This is a genomic window from Hymenobacter fastidiosus (genome assembly GCF_039539565.1).
Classification (GTDB): domain Bacteria; phylum Bacteroidota; class Bacteroidia; order Cytophagales; family Hymenobacteraceae; genus Hymenobacter; species Hymenobacter fastidiosus.
Genome location: NZ_BAABDJ010000024.1, coordinates 13,230 through 32,896, shown reverse-complemented (window position 1 = coordinate 32,896; position 19,667 = coordinate 13,230). Strand labels below are relative to the sequence as shown.

14 protein-coding genes are annotated in these 19,667 nt (G+C 63.4%); 8 read left to right on the top strand and 6 right to left on the bottom strand.

Features of this window, described 5'->3' with window-relative positions:
• Positions 1-14 precede the first annotated feature (14 nt).
• The 4 genes from ABD833_RS11805 to ABD833_RS11790 all read left to right on the top strand — a co-directional run bounded on the left by ABD833_RS11805 (position 15) and on the right by ABD833_RS11790 (position 6,456).
• Positions 15-3,308, top strand: coding sequence for a CHAT domain-containing protein (locus ABD833_RS11805; protein ID WP_345073210.1), 3,294 nt, complete (start codon positions 15-17; stop codon positions 3,306-3,308).
• A gap of 557 nt (positions 3,309-3,865) precedes the next feature.
• Positions 3,866-4,444: an RNA polymerase sigma factor gene (locus ABD833_RS11800; RefSeq protein WP_345073209.1), complete on the top strand. Its 579-nt coding sequence runs from the start codon at positions 3,866-3,868 to the stop codon at positions 4,442-4,444.
• Complete coding sequence (locus ABD833_RS11795; RefSeq protein ID WP_345073207.1) at positions 4,425-5,318, top strand: hypothetical protein; 894 nt, start codon at positions 4,425-4,427, stop codon at positions 5,316-5,318. Before ABD833_RS11800 ends, ABD833_RS11795 begins: the two co-directional genes overlap by 20 nt.
• Before the next feature lie 19 nt (positions 5,319-5,337).
• Entirely contained in the window at positions 5,338-6,456 is a 1,119-nt protein-coding gene (locus ABD833_RS11790) for an outer membrane beta-barrel protein (RefSeq protein ID WP_345073205.1), read from the top strand.
• A gap of 94 nt (positions 6,457-6,550) precedes the next feature.
• Here ABD833_RS11790 and ABD833_RS11785 read toward each other — a convergent pair whose 3' ends face one another.
• Positions 6,551-7,294, bottom strand: coding sequence for a TrmH family RNA methyltransferase (locus tag ABD833_RS11785; protein WP_345073203.1), 744 nt, complete (start codon positions 7,292-7,294; stop codon positions 6,551-6,553).
• Between the two features lie 47 nt (positions 7,295-7,341).
• On the opposite strand from ABD833_RS11785, the gene tamL reads away from it, so the two are divergent.
• Positions 7,342-9,855 (top strand): translocation and assembly module lipoprotein TamL, encoded by a 2,514-nt coding sequence (tamL, locus tag ABD833_RS11780; RefSeq protein WP_345073201.1) that lies wholly within the window; start codon positions 7,342-7,344, stop codon positions 9,853-9,855.
• Positions 9,856-9,970: 115 nt separating this feature from the next.
• Here tamL and ABD833_RS11775 read toward each other — a convergent pair whose 3' ends face one another.
• Positions 9,971-12,175 carry an alpha-ketoacid dehydrogenase subunit alpha/beta gene (locus ABD833_RS11775; protein WP_345073199.1) on the bottom strand — a complete coding sequence of 735 codons (2,205 nt, stop codon included), beginning with the start codon at positions 12,173-12,175 and terminating at the stop codon, positions 9,971-9,973.
• A gap of 153 nt (positions 12,176-12,328) precedes the next feature.
• Here ABD833_RS11775 and ABD833_RS11770 point away from each other — a divergent pair, with 153 nt between their 5' ends.
• The 3 genes from ABD833_RS11770 (at position 12,329) to ABD833_RS11760 (ending at position 14,500) form a co-directional block, all read left to right on the top strand.
• On the top strand, positions 12,329-12,847 hold the full coding sequence (locus ABD833_RS11770) for a GNAT family N-acetyltransferase (protein WP_345073198.1): 519 nt from the start codon (positions 12,329-12,331) through the stop codon (positions 12,845-12,847).
• Between the two features lie 121 nt (positions 12,848-12,968).
• On the top strand, positions 12,969-13,928 hold the full coding sequence (gene hemF / locus ABD833_RS11765; RefSeq protein ID WP_345073196.1) for an oxygen-dependent coproporphyrinogen oxidase: 960 nt from the start codon (positions 12,969-12,971) through the stop codon (positions 13,926-13,928).
• Positions 13,925-14,500 carry a phosphatase PAP2 family protein gene (locus tag ABD833_RS11760; RefSeq protein WP_345073194.1) on the top strand — a complete coding sequence of 192 codons (576 nt, stop codon included), beginning with the start codon at positions 13,925-13,927 and terminating at the stop codon, positions 14,498-14,500. Before hemF ends, ABD833_RS11760 begins: the two co-directional genes overlap by 4 nt.
• 920 nt (positions 14,501-15,420) lie before the next feature.
• On the opposite strand, the gene ABD833_RS11755 is transcribed toward ABD833_RS11760, so the two are convergent.
• From ABD833_RS11755 to ABD833_RS11740, 4 genes are all read right to left on the bottom strand, one after another.
• Positions 15,421-16,653 (bottom strand): NADP-dependent isocitrate dehydrogenase, encoded by a 1,233-nt coding sequence (locus tag ABD833_RS11755; protein ID WP_345073192.1) that lies wholly within the window; start codon positions 16,651-16,653, stop codon positions 15,421-15,423.
• A gap of 139 nt (positions 16,654-16,792) precedes the next feature.
• On the bottom strand, positions 16,793-17,185 hold the full coding sequence (locus tag ABD833_RS11750) for a hypothetical protein (RefSeq protein ID WP_345073191.1): 393 nt from the start codon (positions 17,183-17,185) through the stop codon (positions 16,793-16,795).
• Between the two features lie 232 nt (positions 17,186-17,417).
• Positions 17,418-18,008 carry a riboflavin synthase gene (locus ABD833_RS11745; protein WP_345073190.1) on the bottom strand — a complete coding sequence of 197 codons (591 nt, stop codon included), beginning with the start codon at positions 18,006-18,008 and terminating at the stop codon, positions 17,418-17,420.
• A 104-nt stretch (positions 18,009-18,112) separates the two neighbouring features.
• Positions 18,113-19,531: a sugar transferase gene (locus ABD833_RS11740; RefSeq protein WP_345073189.1), complete on the bottom strand. Its 1,419-nt coding sequence runs from the start codon at positions 19,529-19,531 to the stop codon at positions 18,113-18,115.
• Positions 19,532-19,667 lie beyond the last annotated feature (136 nt).

The following is a 19,667-nucleotide window of genomic DNA, read 5'->3' as shown; positions in this document are numbered from 1 at the left end:
CTAACTGCACTTGCATGGCTCTTTCCCGCTCCCGGCCGGTGATCCTGGCCCGCCCTTCCGCCAATGGCCAGCTCCCGCCTGCCTACCCGGCTTTGCTGGACTGGCCCACCCTGCGCGCCCGGCTGGCCCACCCCGGGGTGCCGAAAGCCGCCTCAGAAACGGAGAAAGTAACTGCGCAGGCGCTGCAGGATTTTTTTGGGGAGGAGAAGCTCGCTGAGCTGCAGCAATTGGCCCGCACCGCCTTGCCTCCCGCGCCGGCCGGTTCCAGTCGCCCGCACATCCTGTTTCTGCCGGGCATGATGGCCTCGGTACTGACTGCCCGCAGGCCCGGCGGCGGCATCGAGCCGGTCTGGGTGAACCCGGCCCGTATTGCCGGTGGCATCGATGAGCTGGACCTCACGGCGCCCCACCAGGACCAGGTGCAGGTGGGGCCGCCCGATTTCCGGAACTACGCGCGGCTGCTGCTGACGCTGGAGCCCTACGGCACCGTGGAGCCCTGGGCCTACGACTGGCGGCAGGATCTGACTGAGGCCGCCACCCGCCTGGCGGCTTATATCCGGCAGCACCTGCAGAACCGACCGGTCCATATCGTCGCTCACTCGGTGGGCGGGCTGGTAGCCCGGTGCTTCATTCAGGATCATCCGGAGCTCTGGACTGCTATGACGGCCCGGGGCGGGGGGCGGCTGGTGCTGCTGGGCACGCCCAACTTTGGCACTTACGCCACCGTGCCCCTACTCACGGGCTCCGACAAGGTAGTGCGCTGGCTGGCCAAGCTGGACTTAAAAAACAGCCTGCCCGAAGTACTGCGCATTCTCAACACCTTTCCCGCCACCTACCAGCTGTTGCCGGCCCCCGCCCGGCTCCCCGCGGAGCTGCACTCCCTTTACCACGCGGGCACCTGGAACAACGAGGCCGTACAGCCCCGGCTGCTGGAACGGGGGCGACAGTTCCAGGAAAAGCTTGGTAGCGCCCCGCCCCTGGATGCGGCCCGTACGGCCTGCATCGTGGGCTGCAACCACCGGACCATGGCCCGGCTTACCATTGTGGCGCCCGGGGAGTTTCGCTATTTCGAAACGCTGGCCGGCGACGGCCGGGTCCCCAATGCCCTGGCCGTGCTGCCCGGCATTCCCGCCTACTTCGTGGATGAAAACCACGCTAACCTGGCCGATAATCCCCTGGTGCTTGAGGCCGTGGGCGAGCTGCTGGCCTTCGGTCACACGCTGGTGCTCCCCACCCACCCCGTCATCACCCGCGCGCCCCTGGCCCCCGACAACCCCTGGCACCGCCCCATCGGCGACGATCTGGTGGCCACGGCCCTGGAAAAAATGGCCCGCAGCAATCAGGAGGCGGCTGGCGGGGCGGCCCGGAAAGCAGTTGACCACAGCCGGATGCTCAACCAGACCGCCATGGGGCAGACGTTGCTGCGCGCCGCCATGGGCGACGACCAGCCCGCCCGCAGCCTCAACCGCTCCCCCAACCGCACCAAAGGCAATAGGCCGACCTACTCGCTCACGCTCCGGCTCGAGTGCCGGCCCGTAGTGAAGGTAAGCGCGCCGGTGCTGGTAATGGGCCACTACCAGGGGGCGCCGCCCGCTACCCGGCTGCGCGAAATGGACCGGGCCCTGAACTATTGGATCAGCGAGGCCCAGGATCATGCCATGCTCAGCGGAACGCTGGGCCATATCTGCGTCATACCGGCCCCGGCGGAAGGTGGCACCGCCGACAGCCAAGCCCTGCTGCTGGCGGGCATGGGCGAGGAAGGCCGGTTCACCCACCACGACCTGCATTACCTGTTCACCAACATTGCCCGCACCATTCAGATGCTGGGCTGCACGGAGGTGGCCACCATTCTCATCGGCACCCGGGCCGGCACCATGAGTGAGAAGCAAGCCCTGCTGAGCATGCTGGAGGGGCTGGCCGAGGTGCTCACGGCCAAACCCGACTCGGCCCGGACCCACCGCCACCCCCTGAAAACCCTCATTGTGGTAGCCCGCTCCTACGACGAGGGCCGGCAGTACCAGCGCCTGGACAAACTACTGCTGGAGCTGATTCAGGACCAATCCGTCGCCTGCCTGCGGCTGCGGTACGAGCGGACGCAGGAAGCCGAAGAAATAGCCAGGACCTTAGCCGGCGGGCCGCCGTTTCCCGAAGCGGCGGATGCCGACGACGAGAACCGGCCCCGCGACCTGCCGCCGATCCAGTCCGGCCCCCGCATCACCATTGAGCGCACCGGCAACCAGTTCCGGTTTTCCGCCCTGGTCGATGGGGCCGTCATTCCGGTGCGGGAGGTGAAGGTGCAGGCCTTTTTTCCCAGCAGTCTTTCGGGCCGGCTGATGGAGTCGGTGACGCGTGAGGAGCAGGAAACCTACGGGCAGCTGCTGACCACGGCCCTGTTTCCAATCGATTTTCAGGAACACCTGAACGAGCCGCTCACCTTTATTCTGGACCGCGACACGGCCGGGCTGCCTTGGGAAATGGCCTGCTTTGCCCACCGCCAGCGGCGCGAGCTGCAATACTTCGGCCCCCAGCTGCAGCTCACCCGCCAGTTCCGCTCCATGCTCACGCCCCGCCCGGGCCAGCCGCCGCCGCGCAACGAGAACCTGCGGATTCTGGTGGTGGCCGACCCCGCCCCCGAGCCCGAGCTGCAGCTGCCCGGGGCCCGGCGCGAAGGCCGGGCGGTGGTGCAGATCCTGAGCCACCTCAAGCAGCACTGGGACCTGAAGCTGGACGTAGTTGAGCGCATCGGCGACGCCGACTGCGACCCGCTGGAAATCCTGGGCCTCATCCTCGACGGCAACTTCGACGTGATTCACTTCGCGGGCCACGGCACCTTCGACGCCACTCACCCCGACTGCGGCGGCTGGGTGTTCGGCAAAAAGATCTTCCTGTCGGCCCGGGAGATTTTTCAGGCCCGGCGCGTGCCCCGGCTCGTATTTGCCAACGCCTGCTTCTCGGCCCAGGTTACGACCCGGCAGAAAACGTCTGCCGCTGAGGAGCTGAACCGCAACCTGGCGGGCATTGCCGAGGCGTTTTTTGAGCGCGGCGTCCGCAATTACGTGGGCACCGGCTGGCCCGTGAACGATACGCTGGCGGAGCTGTTTGCCCAGGAATTCTACGCCCAGGCCCTGGTGGGGATGAGCACGAAAGAAGTATTCCTGCCCACCAACTACAGTGAGCATAAAACCGAGCCGCCGCCGACCCTGAGCCGGGCCATTGCCCAGGCCCGGGCCCTGATTGCCCACCGCGGCTCCACCTGGGGGGCCTATCAGCACTACGGCCAGGCCAACGACCTGCTGCTGGCCCGATAAGCGGTTATTCAGGGGTAGCGGTAGCCCGCCCAAGCCTTGGCGCGGGCTACTGCCAGAGGACGGCTACCTGGTAACGCGAAGCTCCCCTTCGCGACCTGCTACGGATGGCAGACGATGAACCGGGTAATGAGCCGCGAAGTTCTACTTCGCGTTGTCCCGGTATACTCCTACGAAACCGTGCTGAAGCAGGCAGCGAGCGGGACCGGCAACGACCACAACGAAGCGGTACCACGCTAACTACAGGCCTCCCGGTATCCTGCTATCTACTCCAACGGCAGCAACGATAGTGGTACCACGACCCAAAACGGGCCATCCGCCCATCTTGGCCACGGCTGCAACGCCAGCAACGATAGTGGTACCACGATACGAAACGGGCCACCCGCCCGTCTGTGGCCACGGCTGCAACGGCAACAACGATAGTGGTACCACGACCCAAAAAGTCGTGGCACCACGTGGTGGCCTTCCGCTTAATTTTTCCGGACCGGGCAACCCGCGCCCTGTCTTTGGTATCTATCCTGCCAAACCGCCTTCTATCGTTCGATTCTACCCTTACTTCCGTGACTGACGCCGACCTCATCGCTGCCTGCCGCCAAGGCAGTGTTCGTGCCCAGAAACAGCTCTACGAGCAGTTTTCGGGGATGATGTTCGGCGTTTGCCTGCGCTATCTGCGCCACCGCGAAGACGCCGAGGAAGTGATGCTGGGCGGGTTTGCCAAAGTGTTCCGGGCCCTGGATCAGTACCGGCACGAAGGCAGCTTCGAAGGCTGGATCCGGCGCATCATGGTGAACGAGGCTTTGGGCCAGCTGCGCCGCAAGGAGCCCATGCACCTGGCCATCGACGATTCCCACATTGAGCTGGCCGTGACGCCGCCCGAAGCGGAAAGTCAGCTCAACGCGGCCGATATGCTGGCCGTACTAGCCCAGCTGCCCGCCGGGTACCGCACCGTTTTCAACCTCTATGCCCTGGAGGGCTTCTCCCACGTCGAAATTGCTGAGATGCTGGGCATTTCGGAAGGCACTTCCAAATCTCAGCTCAGTAAAGCCCGCGCTATGCTGCAGCGCCGCCTCGCGGCCGCCAGCCTAAGCGCCTCTCCCACCCCCGAACCGAAAGAATATTATGCAACCGGAAGATATTGATAAGCTGTTTCGGGACCAGCTCCTGAACCATGCCCCTGCGCCGCCCACTTACCTCTGGGCCCAACTGGAAGCGGAACTGCAGCCCGCTAAAAAGCGCCCGGCCCTGTGGCTCTACGCCGCGGCCGCCGTGGTGGCGCTGCTGCTCGTGGCCGGTGGGGGCTGGCTGGGGCAGATGCCCGGCTCCGCTACCCTAACTGGTACGCTGGCTACGACCCCGACAAGTGCCCCGGCCGGGAAGGCTACACCACGGACCGACCGCGCCGAAGCTGCCGAAAAATCTTCCGTGGCCCAGGCAACCCCGACTAAAGCGTATCCATCTAACCCCACAGAAGCCAATCGGGCTGAACAGCCAGTAACGGTGGAAACGCCACCGGCCCCGGAAACCACGGCCCGCCTGGCCGCGCACCAGGCCAACGTTGCTTCCCAGCCGCGGGCCAAGGCCGGTACCGTAGCGAACAGGGCCGTGGCCCGCGCTACGGTAGCGCCCCGCCGCCCGCTGACCGCCGACAACCAGGCCGCCCCGGTTGTACCCCAGGCCTTAGCCACGACCACCACGGCGCATCCGGAACGCCCGGTGACCCTGGAAAATGGCCCGGAAGTACTACCGAAGCCGGAAACCCTGGCGCTGGTCACCCCGGCACCGGCCGGCACTATTGAAGTAGAAGTACGGCGGGGCAGCCCCGCCCGGACAGTAGCCCTGGCGGACGCGCCGGACGAGTCTGACCGGCAGCCCAAGCTGGTAGGGCGGCTGCTACGCAAAGCCGGCACGGCAGCGTTGCGCGAAGCCCGCGAAAACCTGCCCCGGGTAGAATTGCCAGCGGTTACAGTCAGTGTGCTGAACCACTCGCTCTCTACCAAAAACATTCAACTCTAAGTTTTTCAATCCCTTCGTCATGAAACGTCTCTCCTCGCTGCTGGCAGTCCTGCTGCTGACAGTTCTGGCCGCGCCTTGCCGCACCCAGGCCGCCTCCCGCCCTACCGCCGACGACACCATCGTGGTGAAACTCCCCAACCAGGCCCTGCTGACCCTGGTGACCAAAAACAAGGCCCAGCTCAAAGAGCTGCGCACCTACAAGCTCGACTCGCTGATGATTCTGCTGGATAAGTACATCAGTCAGGCGGAAACGGCCAGCCGGAACGCCGGCAACAAGGCCGTGACGATGGAGTTCAATCCCGGCAAAGACTACCCCGGCACCAGCGCCCCCGAGGAAATCCGCATCACGGTGCGGGCCGAAGACCCCAAGTCCACGACCAAAAGCGGCCGGTTTATCAAGGTGACGGTGGATGAGGACGACAACGAAGGCGTCAACATCAAGATTGGCCAAAGCGGCAGCGACTCGGTGCGGACGGCGGAGAAAAAGCGCAAAAAGGACGAAGAGGCCAACCGCGCCGTGCACAGCAACTTCAGCATCGACCTGGGCCTGAACACGCTCACCAACCGCAGCCCCTGGAAAGATGCCAACGGCCGGGAACAGCCCTTCGAGCTGAAGCCTACCGGCTCGCGCTACCTGAGTCTGAACTGGCGCTACGACATCCGGGTGGGGGGCAAAGGCAGCCCGTTCTACCTCGTTACGGGTCCGGAGCTGGCGTTCAACAACTATATGTTCGAGAACAACCGGCGCCTGACGGCCACCGACACCCGGACCGATATTCTGCCGGACCCCACCCTGAACCTGGAGAAAAGCAAGCTGGCCGTAACCAGCGTCAACCTGCCCCTGATGGCGCAGCTGAGCTTCAGGGATAAAAAGGGCCACACTGCCTTTCGGATGGGAGCCGGGGGCTACGCCGGCTACCGTCTCAACAGCCACACCAAAATCAAGTACGAAAGTGAAGGCAACACCCGCAAGGACAAGGACCGCGGCTCGTACAACCTGGAAGACTTCCAGTACGGCCTGCAAGGCACCATCGGCGTGCGCGGCATCGACCTGTTCGTAAAGTACAGCCTGACCGAGCTGTTCAGGGAAAATCGCGGCCCCCAAGGTCAGACCGTCAGCTTCGGCTTCTCAATCTAACCAACCTGGCCCCAGCGAAAAAGCCCGGCAGAATTCATCTGCCGGGCTTTTTTACGCTCATCGGGCGGAGAAGCCGTGAAGTATGCTGCCCCCGCTACAGCGCCCGGTGGAAGTTGTCGAGCAGAATAGCGGCCGATACGGCCACGTTCAGGCTTTCGGCCCCGCCGGCCCCGGGAATGTAGAGCCGCTGGGTAAGGCGGGCCAGCACCTCCGGCCGCGGCCCGTGCGACTCGCTGCCCATGATGAGTACGCCGCCGGGCGCCAATGAGAGCCGGTGCACGTTGTCGCCGTCGAGGTGGGCGCCGTAGCGCGGTAGCTCCGGGGGCAGCGTATCGAGCCAGGCGGGCAGGTCGCGCTGCCAGATGGCCACGCGGGTGAACGAGCCCATGGTGGCGGCAATAGTTTTGGGCGCCCAGGGGTCGGCGCAGGTATCGGAGCACACCACCCCGTGCAGGCCGTACCAGTCGGCCAGGCGGATGAGGGTGCCCAGGTTGCCGGGGTCGCGCACCTGGTCGAGGGCCAGCAGCAGGCGGTTGGGGGCCGGCTGCAGCGGGGTTTCCGCCGGCAGGCGGGCCAGGGCCAGGGCCGTAGTGTTGTTGGCCAGGGTGCCGAGCTGGGTTAGGTCATCTTCCGTTACGATTTCAACCGGTACATTCGCGGGCAGTGGCGGGATTTTTGCCGCGAACTCAGCCGTCAGGAACACGCGTTCCGTTTGAAGTGCGGAACTTAGCAGCTCCTGTACGCTTTTGCCGCCTTCCACCAGGAAAGCACCGTGCCGCAGCCGGTATTTCTTCAGGTGCAGCGCGTGCACATATTTCGCTACTGCTTTTGAAACCATATTCGCTGTTGCCTACTGCCCTTGGCCGGGCTATTTTTAGTGTACGAATGCCCGCGGCCTGGGCCGGGGCGGTGCTGCTGTTGCTGTTGCTGGCAGGCTGCTCGCCGCTACGACTGCTGGAACCCAAACAGAAGCTGCTCAGCCGGGTACGGCTCGAAGGCGTGAAGCAGGCCGATGCCGAGCGCATCGCGGCCCTCTACCAGCAACAGCCGAACACGAGCTTTCCGCTGCCAAAGCTAGCAATCTACCAGCTGGGACGCACCTTCTACGACGAGCCGCGCCTCCAGGCCAAGCGTACCCGCATCCAGCAGGAATTTGCGGCCCGCATGCAGGCCGCCCGGCCCGACTCGGTGCAGGTGGGCCGGCTACTGGTGCGGCGCGAAAAACGCACCAGTCGCCTCCAGCGCACGCTCGATAAAGGCAACGCCATCATGCGCATCGGCGAGGCCCCCGTCATCTACGATTCGGCGCTCACGCGCCAGACGGTGGAGCAGATCGGCATTTTCCTGAAATCGAAGGGCTTCTTCCGCAGCCGGGTAACGGCTACCGACACCGTGGCTGACCGGGGCTTCTCGCTCCGCCGCCTGCTGGGTGGGCCCGACACGACCCTCACCCGGCGCGTGCTGGTGACCTACCGCGTCACCGAGAACGAGCCCTTCCGGTATGCTCAGCTCGATTACGCCATCCCCGACTCGGCCATTGCCCGCCGGGTAATGGCCAGCCAGCCGGCTTCGCTGCTGCGCGTGGGCGAACAGTACGACGAGGAAGCCATTGGCACGGAGCGGAGCCGGCTGGAAAACCTGCTCAAAAATGAGGGCTACTACGATTTCCGCCAGCAGTACGTGACCCTGGAAGCGGACACCAGCTTTGCGCCCGCTACCGTGCGGCTGCGCACCATCATTGCCAATCCCGGTCCTGGCGAGCGGCACTACCAGTACACCATCCGGCACGTGCAGTTTGTTGCCGATGCCGGCGTCACCCGCTTCGAACAGGCCCGCGACACGCTGGTGCAGGATTCCGTCTACTACCTGGCCTACCAGCACCGCATCAGTCCCAAGACGCTGGACCGCAAGCTCACCGTGCGCCCCGGCGACACCTACAGCCTGACCAGCACCCAGCTCACCCAGCGCCAGCTCAGCAACCTGGACGTGTTCCGCTTCAATACCGTGAACTACTTCCGGGTGCGCACCGCGCCGGCCGGCCCCGACACCACGCGGCGCCAGCTGGACGCCGTCATTAGCGCCTCGCCAGCCAAGAAATTCCAGGAAACCAGCGAAGCCGGCGCTACCTACGTAGCCGAGCTCGCGGGCCCGTTCGTGAATGAGCGCATCAAGATCCGAAACGTATTCGGAGGGGCGGAAACGCTGGAATTCGGGGTGCGCGCTGGTTTTGAGGGGCAGTCGACCAGCACCCAGGTGGAGGGCGTGGTTACTACCACCAGCGTGTATACCACCCAGATCGGAGCTAATGCCAATCTGGTGCTGCCGCAGTTCCTGATGCCCTGGCGGGCCAACCGCTACCTGACCCGGTTCGATCCGCGCACCCGGATCAACGCGGCCTATACTTACGTCATTCGGCCCGAGTACACCCGCACCAACCTGGAAGCCACCTACGACTATATCTGGCAACGCTCCGCGTTTCACCAGTACGTACTGACCCCAATTGACCTCAGCGTGGTCAACACCCCGTATCTCAACCCCATTTACGAAGACTCCCTCAAGGCCCTGGAGCGCCGGGGCTCGCCCCTGATCCGCAGCTTTGCCCGGCAGCTGGTCCCGAGCTTCAACGTGACGTCGCTCTACAACTCCAACGATTTCAACCAAACCCGCAACGCCCGGTATCTGCGGCTGTTCGCGGAGGTCGGGGGCCTCACCAAAGGTCTTTACCAGAGCTACCTGAAGGATAAGCTGGGGCTGAACGTCTACAACTTCACCAAGCTCAACGCCGACTACCGCCGCTACTACAAAGTAGCAGCCAAATCCTTCGTGGTCTATCGGCTGAACGGGGGCTTTGTGAGTGCCTTAACCACCAGCACGGTGGAGGTTGTCGACCCCATCACCCGGGTCACCACCTACCAGCAGCGCTACGTGATTCCCTACGACAAGTACGTTTTTGCCGGGGGCAGCTCCAGCGTCCGGGCCTGGAAGCCCCGCCGCCTGGGGCCGGGCTCGTACGCTTCGACCAAAACCGTGGGGGGGGAAACGGTGCAGAACTTCGACCTCGAACAACCCGGCGACATCCTGCTGGAAGGCAGCCTGGAATACCGCTTCCCGCTGTACAGCTTTATCAACGGCGCGCTGTTCACCGACTTCGGCAACGTCTGGGCCCTGCACGAGGACCCGCGCCCCGGGGCGCAGTTCGAGGTCGGCAAGTTCTACCGGCAGTTCGCCGTCGGCTCGGGCATCGGCCTGCGCTTCGACTTTACGTTTCTCATCCTGCGCCTCGACGTAGCCACCAAAATCTACGACCCCACCGCGCTGGGCAACAAGTTCGTGGTTTCACAGTTCGGCTTCAGCGACAACAAAACCGCCTTCAACATCGGTATCGGGTATCCGTTTTAGGGGTGAAGTGGTGAGATGGTGAAGTGGTGAGTTTGATGTTCAAGCCGCGCAGAACCGCGCCAGCCGAACATCAGACTCACCATTTCACCACTTCACAATTTCACCACCTCACCACCTAATACCCCAGCAGCTCGGCCAGGGCGGCGGCTACTTTTTCGGCGCTGGGCAGCATCTGCTTTTCCAGCTCCACGTTCAGGGCAATGGCGGGCAGATTGGCAGCGCCCAGGGTGAAAACCGGGGCGTCGAGCTGGCGGAAGCAGGTGCGCTGAATGCGGCCGGCCAGGCTCTCGGCGAAGGAGTTCATCAGGGGCTCCTCCGTCAGCACCAGGGCTTTGCCGTGGCGGCGCACGGCGGCCTGCACGGCCTCGAAGTCGAGCGGGTTCAGGGTGCGCAGATCCAGGATTTCGACCTGGCCGGGAAACTGCTTCGACGCCGTTTTGGCCCAGTGCACGCCCATGCCGTAGGTTATCACGGCGCAGGTTTCGCCCTGGCGCAGCTTTTCCGGGTCGGCGGCCTGGGCAATGGCCGCTTTACCGAGCGGAATGACGTAGCCGGTGGCGGGCTCCACGGTTTTGGCGTCTTCGGTGCCGGGCACCTTGCTCCAGTACAGCCCTTTGTGCTCCAGCATCACCACCGGGTTGGGGTCGAGGAAGGCGGCGCGCATCAGGCCCTTCATGTCGGCCGCGTTGCTCGGATACACCACCTTGATGCCCCGGATGGTGAGCAGCGTGCTTTCGATGGAGCCCGAGTGGTAGGGCCCGCCCCCGCCGTAGGCCCCGATGGGCACCCGGATCAGGGCCTGCACCGGAAACTGCCCGTTGGAGAGGTAGCACGACTTCGACAGCTCTTCCACCAGCTGGTTCAGGGCCGGCCAGATGTAGTCGGCAAACTGGATTTCGACGATGGCCTTAGCCCCCACGGCGCTCATGCCGGCCGTGCTGCCCACGATGTAGGCCTCCTGAATCGGGGTGTTGAACACGCGGGTGTCGCCGTACTTTTTGGCCAGCAGCGCCGCCTCGCGGAACACCCCGCCCAGCTCGCCACCCACGTCCTGGCCGTAAAATAAAGCCTCGGGAAACTCGCGCAGAATGTCGTCGACGGCGTGCAGGGCGGCGTCTACCATCAGGGCCTTGTCGGCCCCGGCGGGGGCCCGCTCCCCGGCTTCCTCCGTCACGGCGGGCGGGGCGAACTCGTGGTCGGCGAAGGTGGCGGGGTCGGGATTGGGGGCGGCCAGGGCGCGCTCGTAGTCGGCCTGCACCAAGGTACGCGCTTGCTGGCCCAGCTGGTCCAGCTCGTCCTCGCGCACGCCCAGCTCGAGCAGCTGCTGGTGCAGGCGGGGCAGCGGGTCGTTGAGGGTGTGTTCGGCCAGATCGTCGCCGCGGTACCACTCGCGGCGCACGCCGCTGGTATGGTGGCCCAGCAGCGGACACTTGGCGTGAACCAGGATGGGACCCCGGGTGCGGCGCACGTACTCGAAAGCGGCGGCCAGCCCGGCGTAGGAGTCGGCGAAGTCGGCCCCATTCACGCGCAGGCGCTGCAGGCCCTTGAAGCCGGCGGCAAACTCGTAGGCGTCCATGGCGCGCATCTCGCGGCCGGTAGCCGAAATACCCCAGTCGTTGTCCTGCACCAGATAGATGATGGGCAGCTGGTGGAGCACGGCCATCTGCAGGGCCTCCGACACTTCACCCTCCGTCATCGCCCCGTCGCCGATGGAACACAGCACCAGCGGCTTTGCCGCTGGTGAATTAGTAATTAGTAATGAAGAATTAAGAATTGAATCGTCCGCGTGGTCTGTGTCCGTCGATTCCAGACGTTGAGAATTCTTAATTATTAATTCTTCATTATTAATTGACTCAAAATATTTGAGGCCGTGGGCCATGCCGGTGGCCGGAATGACCTGCATGCCGGTAGCGGAGCTTTGGTGGGGAATAATAGGGAAACCGGCCCGCCGCAAAGACGGGTGGCTGTAGTAAGTACGGCCGCCCGAGAAGGGGTCGTCGCGCTTGGCCATGAGCTGGAGCATCAGCTCGTAGGGCGTGATGCCGATGCCCAGCAGCATGGCGTCGTCGCGGTAGTAGGGCGTGGCGAAGTCCGTGGCCCGCAGGTGAAAGGCGGCGGCCAGCTGAATGGCTTCGTGGCCCCGGGCCGTGGCGTGCACGTATTTGGCCGTCACGGCCTTGTTTTCTTCGTAGAGGCGGGCCAGCTCGTCGGCCGTGCGCATCAGCTCATAGGCCCGCAGCTGGGTAGCCCGGTCCGGATCGACGGCCGCGTGTGAATCAATAAACTGAGGTTCCGGGGCGGGAGTGGTTTGCGTGGACATGCAGGAGCGGCGGGTGAGAAATGCAAAAGTAGCGGTTGGTTGCTGGTTTTTGGTTGTTCGTTTTTGGTTGCTGGTTTTTTGGTCGTGGTTGTGATTGTTGACCAAAAACAAAAAACCAGCAACCAAAAACCTCTGCCTCCCTACCTTCGCCCCATGATTCATCCGCTGATGCCCGCCACCGCGGCCGATGTACCCGAGCTGGCCGCCCTGGTCAACAGTGCCTACCGCGGCCCCGAATCGGAAAAGGGCTGGACCACGGAGGCCCACCTGCTGGGCGGGCAACGCACCGATGCCGACGCGCTCCGGGAAATGCTGGCGGCCGCAGATGCCGTTTTCCTGCTCGCCCGGACTGAAGACGGAACCCTGGCCGGCTCGGTTTATCTGCATAAGCAGACCGATGCGCTGTACCTGGGGATGCTGTCGGTAGCGCCCACCCTGCAGGCCCACGGCCTCGGCAAGCACCTGCTACGGGCCGCCGAGGACTACGCCCGCCGGCAGGACTGCTTCCGGCTGCGCATCACGGTTATTTCGGTGCGGACCGAGCTGCTGGCCTGGTACGAGCGGCACGGCTACCAGCGCACGGGGGCCACCGAGCCCTTCCCCACCGGCCCGCGCTTCGGCCTGCCCCGGCAGCCGCTGGAGCTGGTGGTGCTGGAAAAGCCGCTGGATTGAAGTTTGCCTCCCTCCCCCGCCAGACACTACCTTTGTGGTCCGATCCGCTGAGCTGAGCTCATTTTCAGGCCCGGGGCGAACAGCCCTTCGCCCCGGTTGTTTTTCGGTAGTTCTTCCATTTATGCCCACCACCTCCCCTATTTCCTCCCCGCCCACCAATGCCGCCCTGCCTTTTCGCGCGCGGGTCGAAGCCTGGATGCGTGATTTTCAGGACCGCCTCTGCCGGCAGCTGGAAGCCGCCGATGGCCGGGGCCGCTTTCAGGAAGACGGCTGGGAACACCACGGCGGCGGCGGCGGCCGCAGCCGGGTGCTGACGGAAGGCGACGTGCTGGAAAAGGGCGGCGTGAACTTCTCGGCCGTATCGGGCACCATGAGCGAGCAGGCCGCCAAAGTGCTGCTGATGCCCAACCCCGAATACTTTGCCACCGGCGTGAGCGTGGTGCAGCACCCGCGCAGCCCGCGCGTGCCCATCGTGCACATGAACGTGCGCTACTTCGAGGCCGGCAACGGCGAAGCCTGGTTCGGCGGGGGCATCGACCTGACCCCGATTTACGTGGATGAAGCCCAGGCCCGCTGGTTTCATGGGCAGCTCCGGGCCGTCTGCGACGCGCACAACCCGGCCTACTACGCCCGCTTCCACGCCTGGGCCGACGACTACTTCTTCATCACCCACCGCCAGGAAACCCGGGGCGTGGGCGGCATCTTCTTCGACCGCCTCACGGTGGGCAAAGACGGCTCCGCCGAAGAGCTGTTCGCCTTCGTACAGGCCGTGGGCGACGTTTTCGGGCCCACCTACACCACCCTGATGCAGCAAAACCGCGCCCTGCCCTACGGCGCAGCCGAGGAGAAATGGCAGCTGGTGCGCCGGGGCCGCTACGCCGAGTTCAACCTGGCCATTGATCGGGGCACGCGCTTCGGCCTCGAAACCGGGGGCCGCACCGAAAGCATTCTGATGAGTCTGCCGCCGCGTTGCGAGTGGCACTACAACCAGGTGCCCGCCGCCGGTACCCCCGAAGCCCTCACCCAAAGCTGGCTGCGCAAGGGCGTGGATTGGCTCGACGAAACGCCCGCCCCGTCTTGATTGAGCTGCTGCAAGACTTGGACCGCCGGCTGCTGCTGGCCGCCAACAGCACCCACTCGCCCGGGCTGGACAAGTGGATGATTTTCTTCTCGGAGCGCTTCGTGTGGTTTCCGGCCTACCTGGTGGTGCTGCTGGCGCTGGGCTACCTGTTTGAGCAGCGGGCCCGGCTGCTGGTGCCGCTGCTGCTGCTCAGCGTAGCCCTGGCCGACGGTATTTCGAGCCGGTTCTTCAAGCCCTTCTTCGCCCGCCTGCGCCCCTGCCACGATCCGCAGCTGTCGGCGGTGCTGAACCTGGCCAACGGCTGCGGCGGGCAGTTCGGCTTCATGTCGTCGCACGCGGCCAACAGCTTCGTGCTGGTGGTGTTTCTGTGGCGGGTGCTGCCCCGGCGCTACCGGGTGGCCAAGTGGCTGGCACTGGTCTGGGCCTCGCTGCTTTCCTACAGCCGCATCTACCTGGGGGCCCACTACCCTTCCGACGTGGTAGCCGGGGCCGTATTGGGCAGCCTGCTGGCCTGGGGCTGCGCCGCGCTCTACCAGCGCGGGGCCGAACGGTGGTGGCCGGCTGCCGGGTAAGGCGACAAGAATAGTCGTTCCGAGCGAAGCCGGGGAATCTCGCGTGCGGTCGTTGCCATAGTATTCAACCCAAGTTGCGGCGTAACCCCAGCGGGGCGACAGGTCGGTAGAAGCCTGTTTTTTTGAGTTACCAGAGTCCCAGCGGGGCGACACTGCTTCCGCCAGGTGTCGCCCCGCTGGGGCTCTGCTACTCTACCAGGGCAGCATTTGCTACCCATATGCCGCCCCTCCCGGGCTATCGTAGACTTGGGCAGGGAGCAAACCGGGCCAAGGGTGGCGGCACCTCCTGGTAGCGGCATACGTCCTGCTCTCGAGCAACGGCTCCCGCCCTGCCGACGTGCTACGGGATAGGGTGGCGCGGCAGGCCACCGCAACCTTCTCCGCGGGCCATTGCCACAGTTGGGGATAGGGAAGCTACACCGGCAGCTGGTCGCAGGCGTATGGGGTCATAGCGGCTATTAAAATCCCGGCGATTTATGTACACACTGCACAACCCAGCCCCCCCGCTGCCCCACCCGACGCCTAGACAAACCTTCGGGAAGCATACCCAAAGCATCTTGCTTCCCGAATGTTCATTGCGTATATAGCGCTGCTTCCCGAAACTTACACGGGTGCCGAGTTTCGGGAACCCTAATGTTGCCTGCTATAGCGGTTTCGTGAACGGTGCATCCAATTTTTGGCATTAACCTACTGTTAAACAGTAGCTTGAGAGTTAAAAAGTGTGCGCCAGTTGCGAAACCGCTATAACTGCGGTTACGGGCTGACGATTTTCAAATACCGCCACAACGCCAAGCCGTAACGTTACCTGCAACAAAAGCGGTAGGGAAGCATCAGCTGCACGCAGCCTGCCGTCCTGATTTAACCTAAAGAGGCTCATCCGCCGTGCGGATGAGCCTCTTTTAATCGAATCGAAACATGGCTTACTTGCCCAGCTTGGCTTTCAGGTTTTCATCCAGCGCGGCCAGGAATTCCTCGGTGTAGAGGTAGTCGCGGCCGTGCTCCACTTGGTTGCCGTGGATGCAGACGGCCAGGTCCTTGGTCATCTGGCCGCTTTCCACGGTTTCGATGCACACGGCTTCCAGGGCTTTGCAGAAGCCGATCAGCTCCTGGTTGCCGTCCAGAATACCGCGAAACTCCAGGCCCCGGGTCCAGGCGAAGATGGAGGCAATGGGGTTCGTGGACGTGGGCTTGCCCTTCTGATGCTCGCGGTAGTGGCGGGTCACGGTGCCGTGGGCGGCTTCGGCTTCCATGGTCTTGCCGTCGGGCGTCACCAGCGTGGAGGTCATCAGGCCCAATGAGCCGAAGCCCTGGGCCACGGTGTCGCTCTGCACGTCGCCGTCGTAGTTTTTGCAGGCCCACACGAAGTTGCCGTTCCACTTCAGCGCCGAGGCCACCATGTCGTCGATCAGGCGGTGCTCGTAGGTGATGCCGGCTTCCCTGAACCTGGCCAGGTAGTCCTGCTCGTAGATTTCCTGGAAGATGTCCTTGAAGCGGCCGTCGTACTTCTTCAGGATGGTGTTCTTGGTACTCAGATACAGCGGCCAGCCCTTCATCAGGGCCTGGTTGAAGCAGGCGTGAGCGAAACCGCGGATACTCTCGTCGGTGTTGTACATGGCCAGGGCCACGCCGTCGCTCTGGAAGTTGTAGACCTCAAACGACTGCGCCTCGCCACCGTCCTCGGGCTGGAAGCTAATGGTAAGCTTGCCCTTACCCTTGGTCACGAAGTCGGTGGCGCGGTACTGGTCGCCGAAGGCGTGGCGGCCGATGCAGATGGGCGCGGTCCAGTTGGGCACCAGCCGGGGCACGTTGCTCATCACGATAGGCTCGCGGAACACGGTGCCATCCAGGATATTGCGGATGGTGCCGTTGGGCGACTTCCACATCTGCTTCAGGCCGAACTCCTGCACCCGCTCCTCGTCGGGGGTGATGGTGGCGCACTTGATGCCGACGCCGTACTGGCGGATGGCGTGGGCCGAATCGATGGTTACCTGGTCGTTGGTGGCGTCGCGGTGCTCAATGCCGAGGTCGTAATATTTGATATCGAGCTCCAGGTACGGGGTAATCAGCTTGTCCTTGATGAACTTCCAGATGATGCGCGTCATCTCGTCGCCATCGAGCTCAACTACCGGGTTTGCTACTTTGATTTTGCTCATTCCAAAGGGATTGGGTGGTGGTGGGTGGTTTGGTCACCGCGGTGACGGAGGGAATACGGCCCCGGGCGCGCCGGGTCTGGCGGCCGGGCCGGAACGGCGAAAGTAACCCATCCGGGTTTTCGGCGCGGGCACGCTCAATTCAGCCACTCTTGGCGGCCTTGTTCTTCACCCGGTCAAAAGCCCAGCCCCAGAGCAGCAGAGCCAGCAGTATTACCGGCAGAATCACCACGAAATCGACATTATTCAGCAGGTCGACCTCCTCAGGGTTGCGGGAGGCATCGAGCCCGTGCTGGCAAAGGCCGGACACCAGGTAATCAACCAGCACCGCCACGACCACGAACAGCCAACAGGTAAGCCATGACCAGCGCGCGTAAAAACGGCGGGTAAAGAGCAGAAAGCCGACAACCAGGAATGCCAGCAGCCCGGCACCCTGCGGAACCGACAGCTTATTCAGCTGATTCAGCACCGCATGGCCATTCTGCGCATCCAGCACGTTGAATACTGCACCCAGCACCAGAATGGGCAGGGCCATTAGCCTTCCAAACCAACGCTTTCCAAAGCTCATGGGTAAGTAGGTCGTGAAAATTACTTTGCAATAAAAAAAACGTCATGCTTCATCTGGCGTCCGCCTGTCGAAGCATCTCTACCGCTTCATCAGGTCCGTTCAGCGAAGCGGTAGAGATGCTTCAACTTCGCGGACGCCAGATGAGCATGACGTGCTGATAAGTCAAACTAATTCCTTCGGCCTACTTACAGGCGGCAGCTCACTTCCCCAGCAGCTTAGCCACGTACTTGCCCACGATGTCGAACTCCAGGTTCACCCGGTCGCCGGCCGTCAGATGGCGGAAGGTGGTGTGCTCGTAGGTGTAGGGAATGATGGCCACGGCGAAGCCCGTATCGGTGCTGTCGAAGCAGGTGAGGCTGGTGCCGTTGATGCAGATCGAGCCTTTCTCCACCGTCACGCGGCCCGCGCCGGGCTCGTGGCCGAAGCGAAACACCCAGGAGCCGTTCTGGTCCGTGACGGACTCGCACACGGCGGCCAGATCGACGTGGCCCTGCACGATGTGGCCGTCGAAGCGGCCGTTGGCGGCCAGGCAGCGCTCCAGATTCACCTGCCGGCCCGGCGTCCACTGGCCCAGGTTGGTTTTCTGCAGCGTCTCGTCGATGGCCGTCACCACGTGGGTTCCGGCGGCGGCATCCAGGGCTACCACCGTCAGGCACACGCCGTCGTGGGCTACGCTCTGGTCAATCCGCAGCTCCGCCGCGAAGGGCGTGGCCACGGTGAAGTGGCGGTTGGTGCCTTCCGTCCGCACGGCGGCAATGGTACCCAGGGCTTCTACAATTCCAGTGAACATGGTGCTTCGCACAATTAAGAATTAAGAATTAAGAATTAAGAATTGGACCGGCAGCATGGCCGTACCCAATTCTTAATTCTTAATTACTAATTGTTCATTATTAATTACTTCCCTCTTCCTTCCACGATGATTTTGAGCGTGTAGAGCATCACCCGGAAGTCCATGGCCAGGCTCATGTTTTCGATGTAGAGGATGTCGAACTTGAGGCGCTCCACCATCTGGGCTACGGTTTCGGCGTAGCCGTACTTCACTTGCCCCAGGCTGGTGATGCCGGGCCGCACGCGGTGCAGGTGGCGGTAGTGGGGCGCTACTTTCACGATCTGGTCGATGTAGAACTGCCGCTCGGGGCGCGGGCCTACCAGGCTCATGTCGCCCTTCACCACATTCCAGAACTGGGGCAGCTCATCGAGGCGCACCTTGCGCATAAAGCGGCCCCAGGGCGTGATGCGCGGATCGTGGTCGGAGGACAGGGATGGCCCCTGCTGCTCGGCATCGATGTACATCGAGCGGAACTTGTAGATGCGGAAGGGCTGAGCGAGCTTACCGATCCGGTCCTGGGAGTAGAAAATGGGCCCCGGCGACGAGTTGCGGACCATAATGGCCGTGAAGGCATACACCGGCCAGGCCAGCAGCAGAAACAGCAACGACCCCACGATATCCAGCCCGCGCTTGGTTACCTCCTGCCACAGCGGCAGCAGATCGTGCTTGATTTCGATGAGGGGCGTACCGAACAGGTGGTTCACCTTCACCGAGCCCAGCAGCATCTGGTAGAGGTCGGGCAGGATGCTCACCCGGGTGGGCGTGCCTTCCAGCAGCGTCAGGATTTCCTGAATCATGCGGTGCTCGCTGGGCTCGATGGCAATAACAATCTGCTCGATGTGCAGGGCCCGGATCAGGGCCGGCAGGCGCTTGTAGGAGCCGTGGGCGGGCAGCGCGGCCGCCAGGGCCGTATCTATCGTGTCGCCGACCGGGGCAAAGCCCACCAGCTTCAGGCCCAGGTGCCGGCTAGTGCGGGTCAGCTCGTGGTAGGTTTCGTGGGCCAGGGCGTTGGAGCCCACCAGCAGGGTATTGAAGTAAATCGTGCCGTCGTGCACCAGGCCCTGCACGCTGGTCACGGCCCAGGTGCGCAGGATGGCGGTGATAAAGAAGTGCAGTAGGAAGTAGGCCGTAATCGTCTTATAGTAAAGCCGGTAGTTGCTCACGCCCTGGTCGTCGAGCAGGAAGGCGAAGAAGATAATCAGCGCCCCCAGGATGGATACGCGGGCCAGGCGGATGATTTCCGACAGCCGGGATTTGCGGAAGATGTCGCGGTACTCGCCGATCAGCAGGTAGAGCACCAGCCAGAAAGCGGCAATCATGATGGCTCCCCCGGTGAGGGTAAACAGGGCGCCTTCGGTGAAGCGGTAGCCCGCCGTCATTTCACTGAGCAGGTATTTGCGCAGCAGAAAGAAGCAGATCCAGGCCAGCAGGGCCGCCAGAAAGTCGGCGGCAATGAGCTTCAGTTTTTGAGCGGTGCGAATCAAGAGGGTTCGGGGCAGACCAGCGGACGCCGGCACTAGGTGGTTTTGTGGGTTCGAAGCCGTAGTTTCGCGGCAGATGTCGCTCTCCCGGGCCGCTGGTGCCGTTTTAGAGCCCCGCAAAGGTAGGCCAATAAAGCGG

Excerpts from the sequence above, each read along its gene's own strand:
- ABD833_RS11790 (WP_345073205.1), top strand. The coding sequence starts at position 5,338 with ATGAAACGTCTCTCCTCGCTGCTGGCAGTCCTGCTGCTGACAGTTCTG.
- ABD833_RS11755 (WP_345073192.1), bottom strand. The coding sequence starts at position 16,653 with ATGAGCAAAATCAAAGTAGCAAACCCGGTAGTTGAGCTCGATGGCGAC.
- ABD833_RS11805 (WP_345073210.1), top strand. The coding sequence starts at position 15 with ATGGCTCTTTCCCGCTCCCGGCCGGTGATCCTGGCCCGCCCTTCCGCC.
- ABD833_RS11785 (WP_345073203.1), bottom strand. The coding sequence starts at position 7,294 with ATGGTTTCAAAAGCAGTAGCGAAATATGTGCACGCGCTGCACCTGAAG.
- ABD833_RS11745 (WP_345073190.1), bottom strand. The coding sequence starts at position 18,008 with ATGTTCACTGGAATTGTAGAAGCCCTGGGTACCATTGCCGCCGTGCGG.
- ABD833_RS11775 (WP_345073199.1), bottom strand. The coding sequence starts at position 12,175 with ATGTCCACGCAAACCACTCCCGCCCCGGAACCTCAGTTTATTGATTCA.
- ABD833_RS11770 (WP_345073198.1), top strand. The coding sequence starts at position 12,329 with ATGATTCATCCGCTGATGCCCGCCACCGCGGCCGATGTACCCGAGCTG.
- ABD833_RS11795 (WP_345073207.1), top strand. The coding sequence starts at position 4,425 with ATGCAACCGGAAGATATTGATAAGCTGTTTCGGGACCAGCTCCTGAAC.
- ABD833_RS11750 (WP_345073191.1), bottom strand. The coding sequence starts at position 17,185 with ATGGCCCTGCCCATTCTGGTGCTGGGTGCAGTATTCAACGTGCTGGAT.
- hemF (WP_345073196.1), top strand. The coding sequence starts at position 12,969 with ATGCCCACCACCTCCCCTATTTCCTCCCCGCCCACCAATGCCGCCCTG.
- tamL (WP_345073201.1), top strand. The coding sequence starts at position 7,342 with ATGCCCGCGGCCTGGGCCGGGGCGGTGCTGCTGTTGCTGTTGCTGGCA.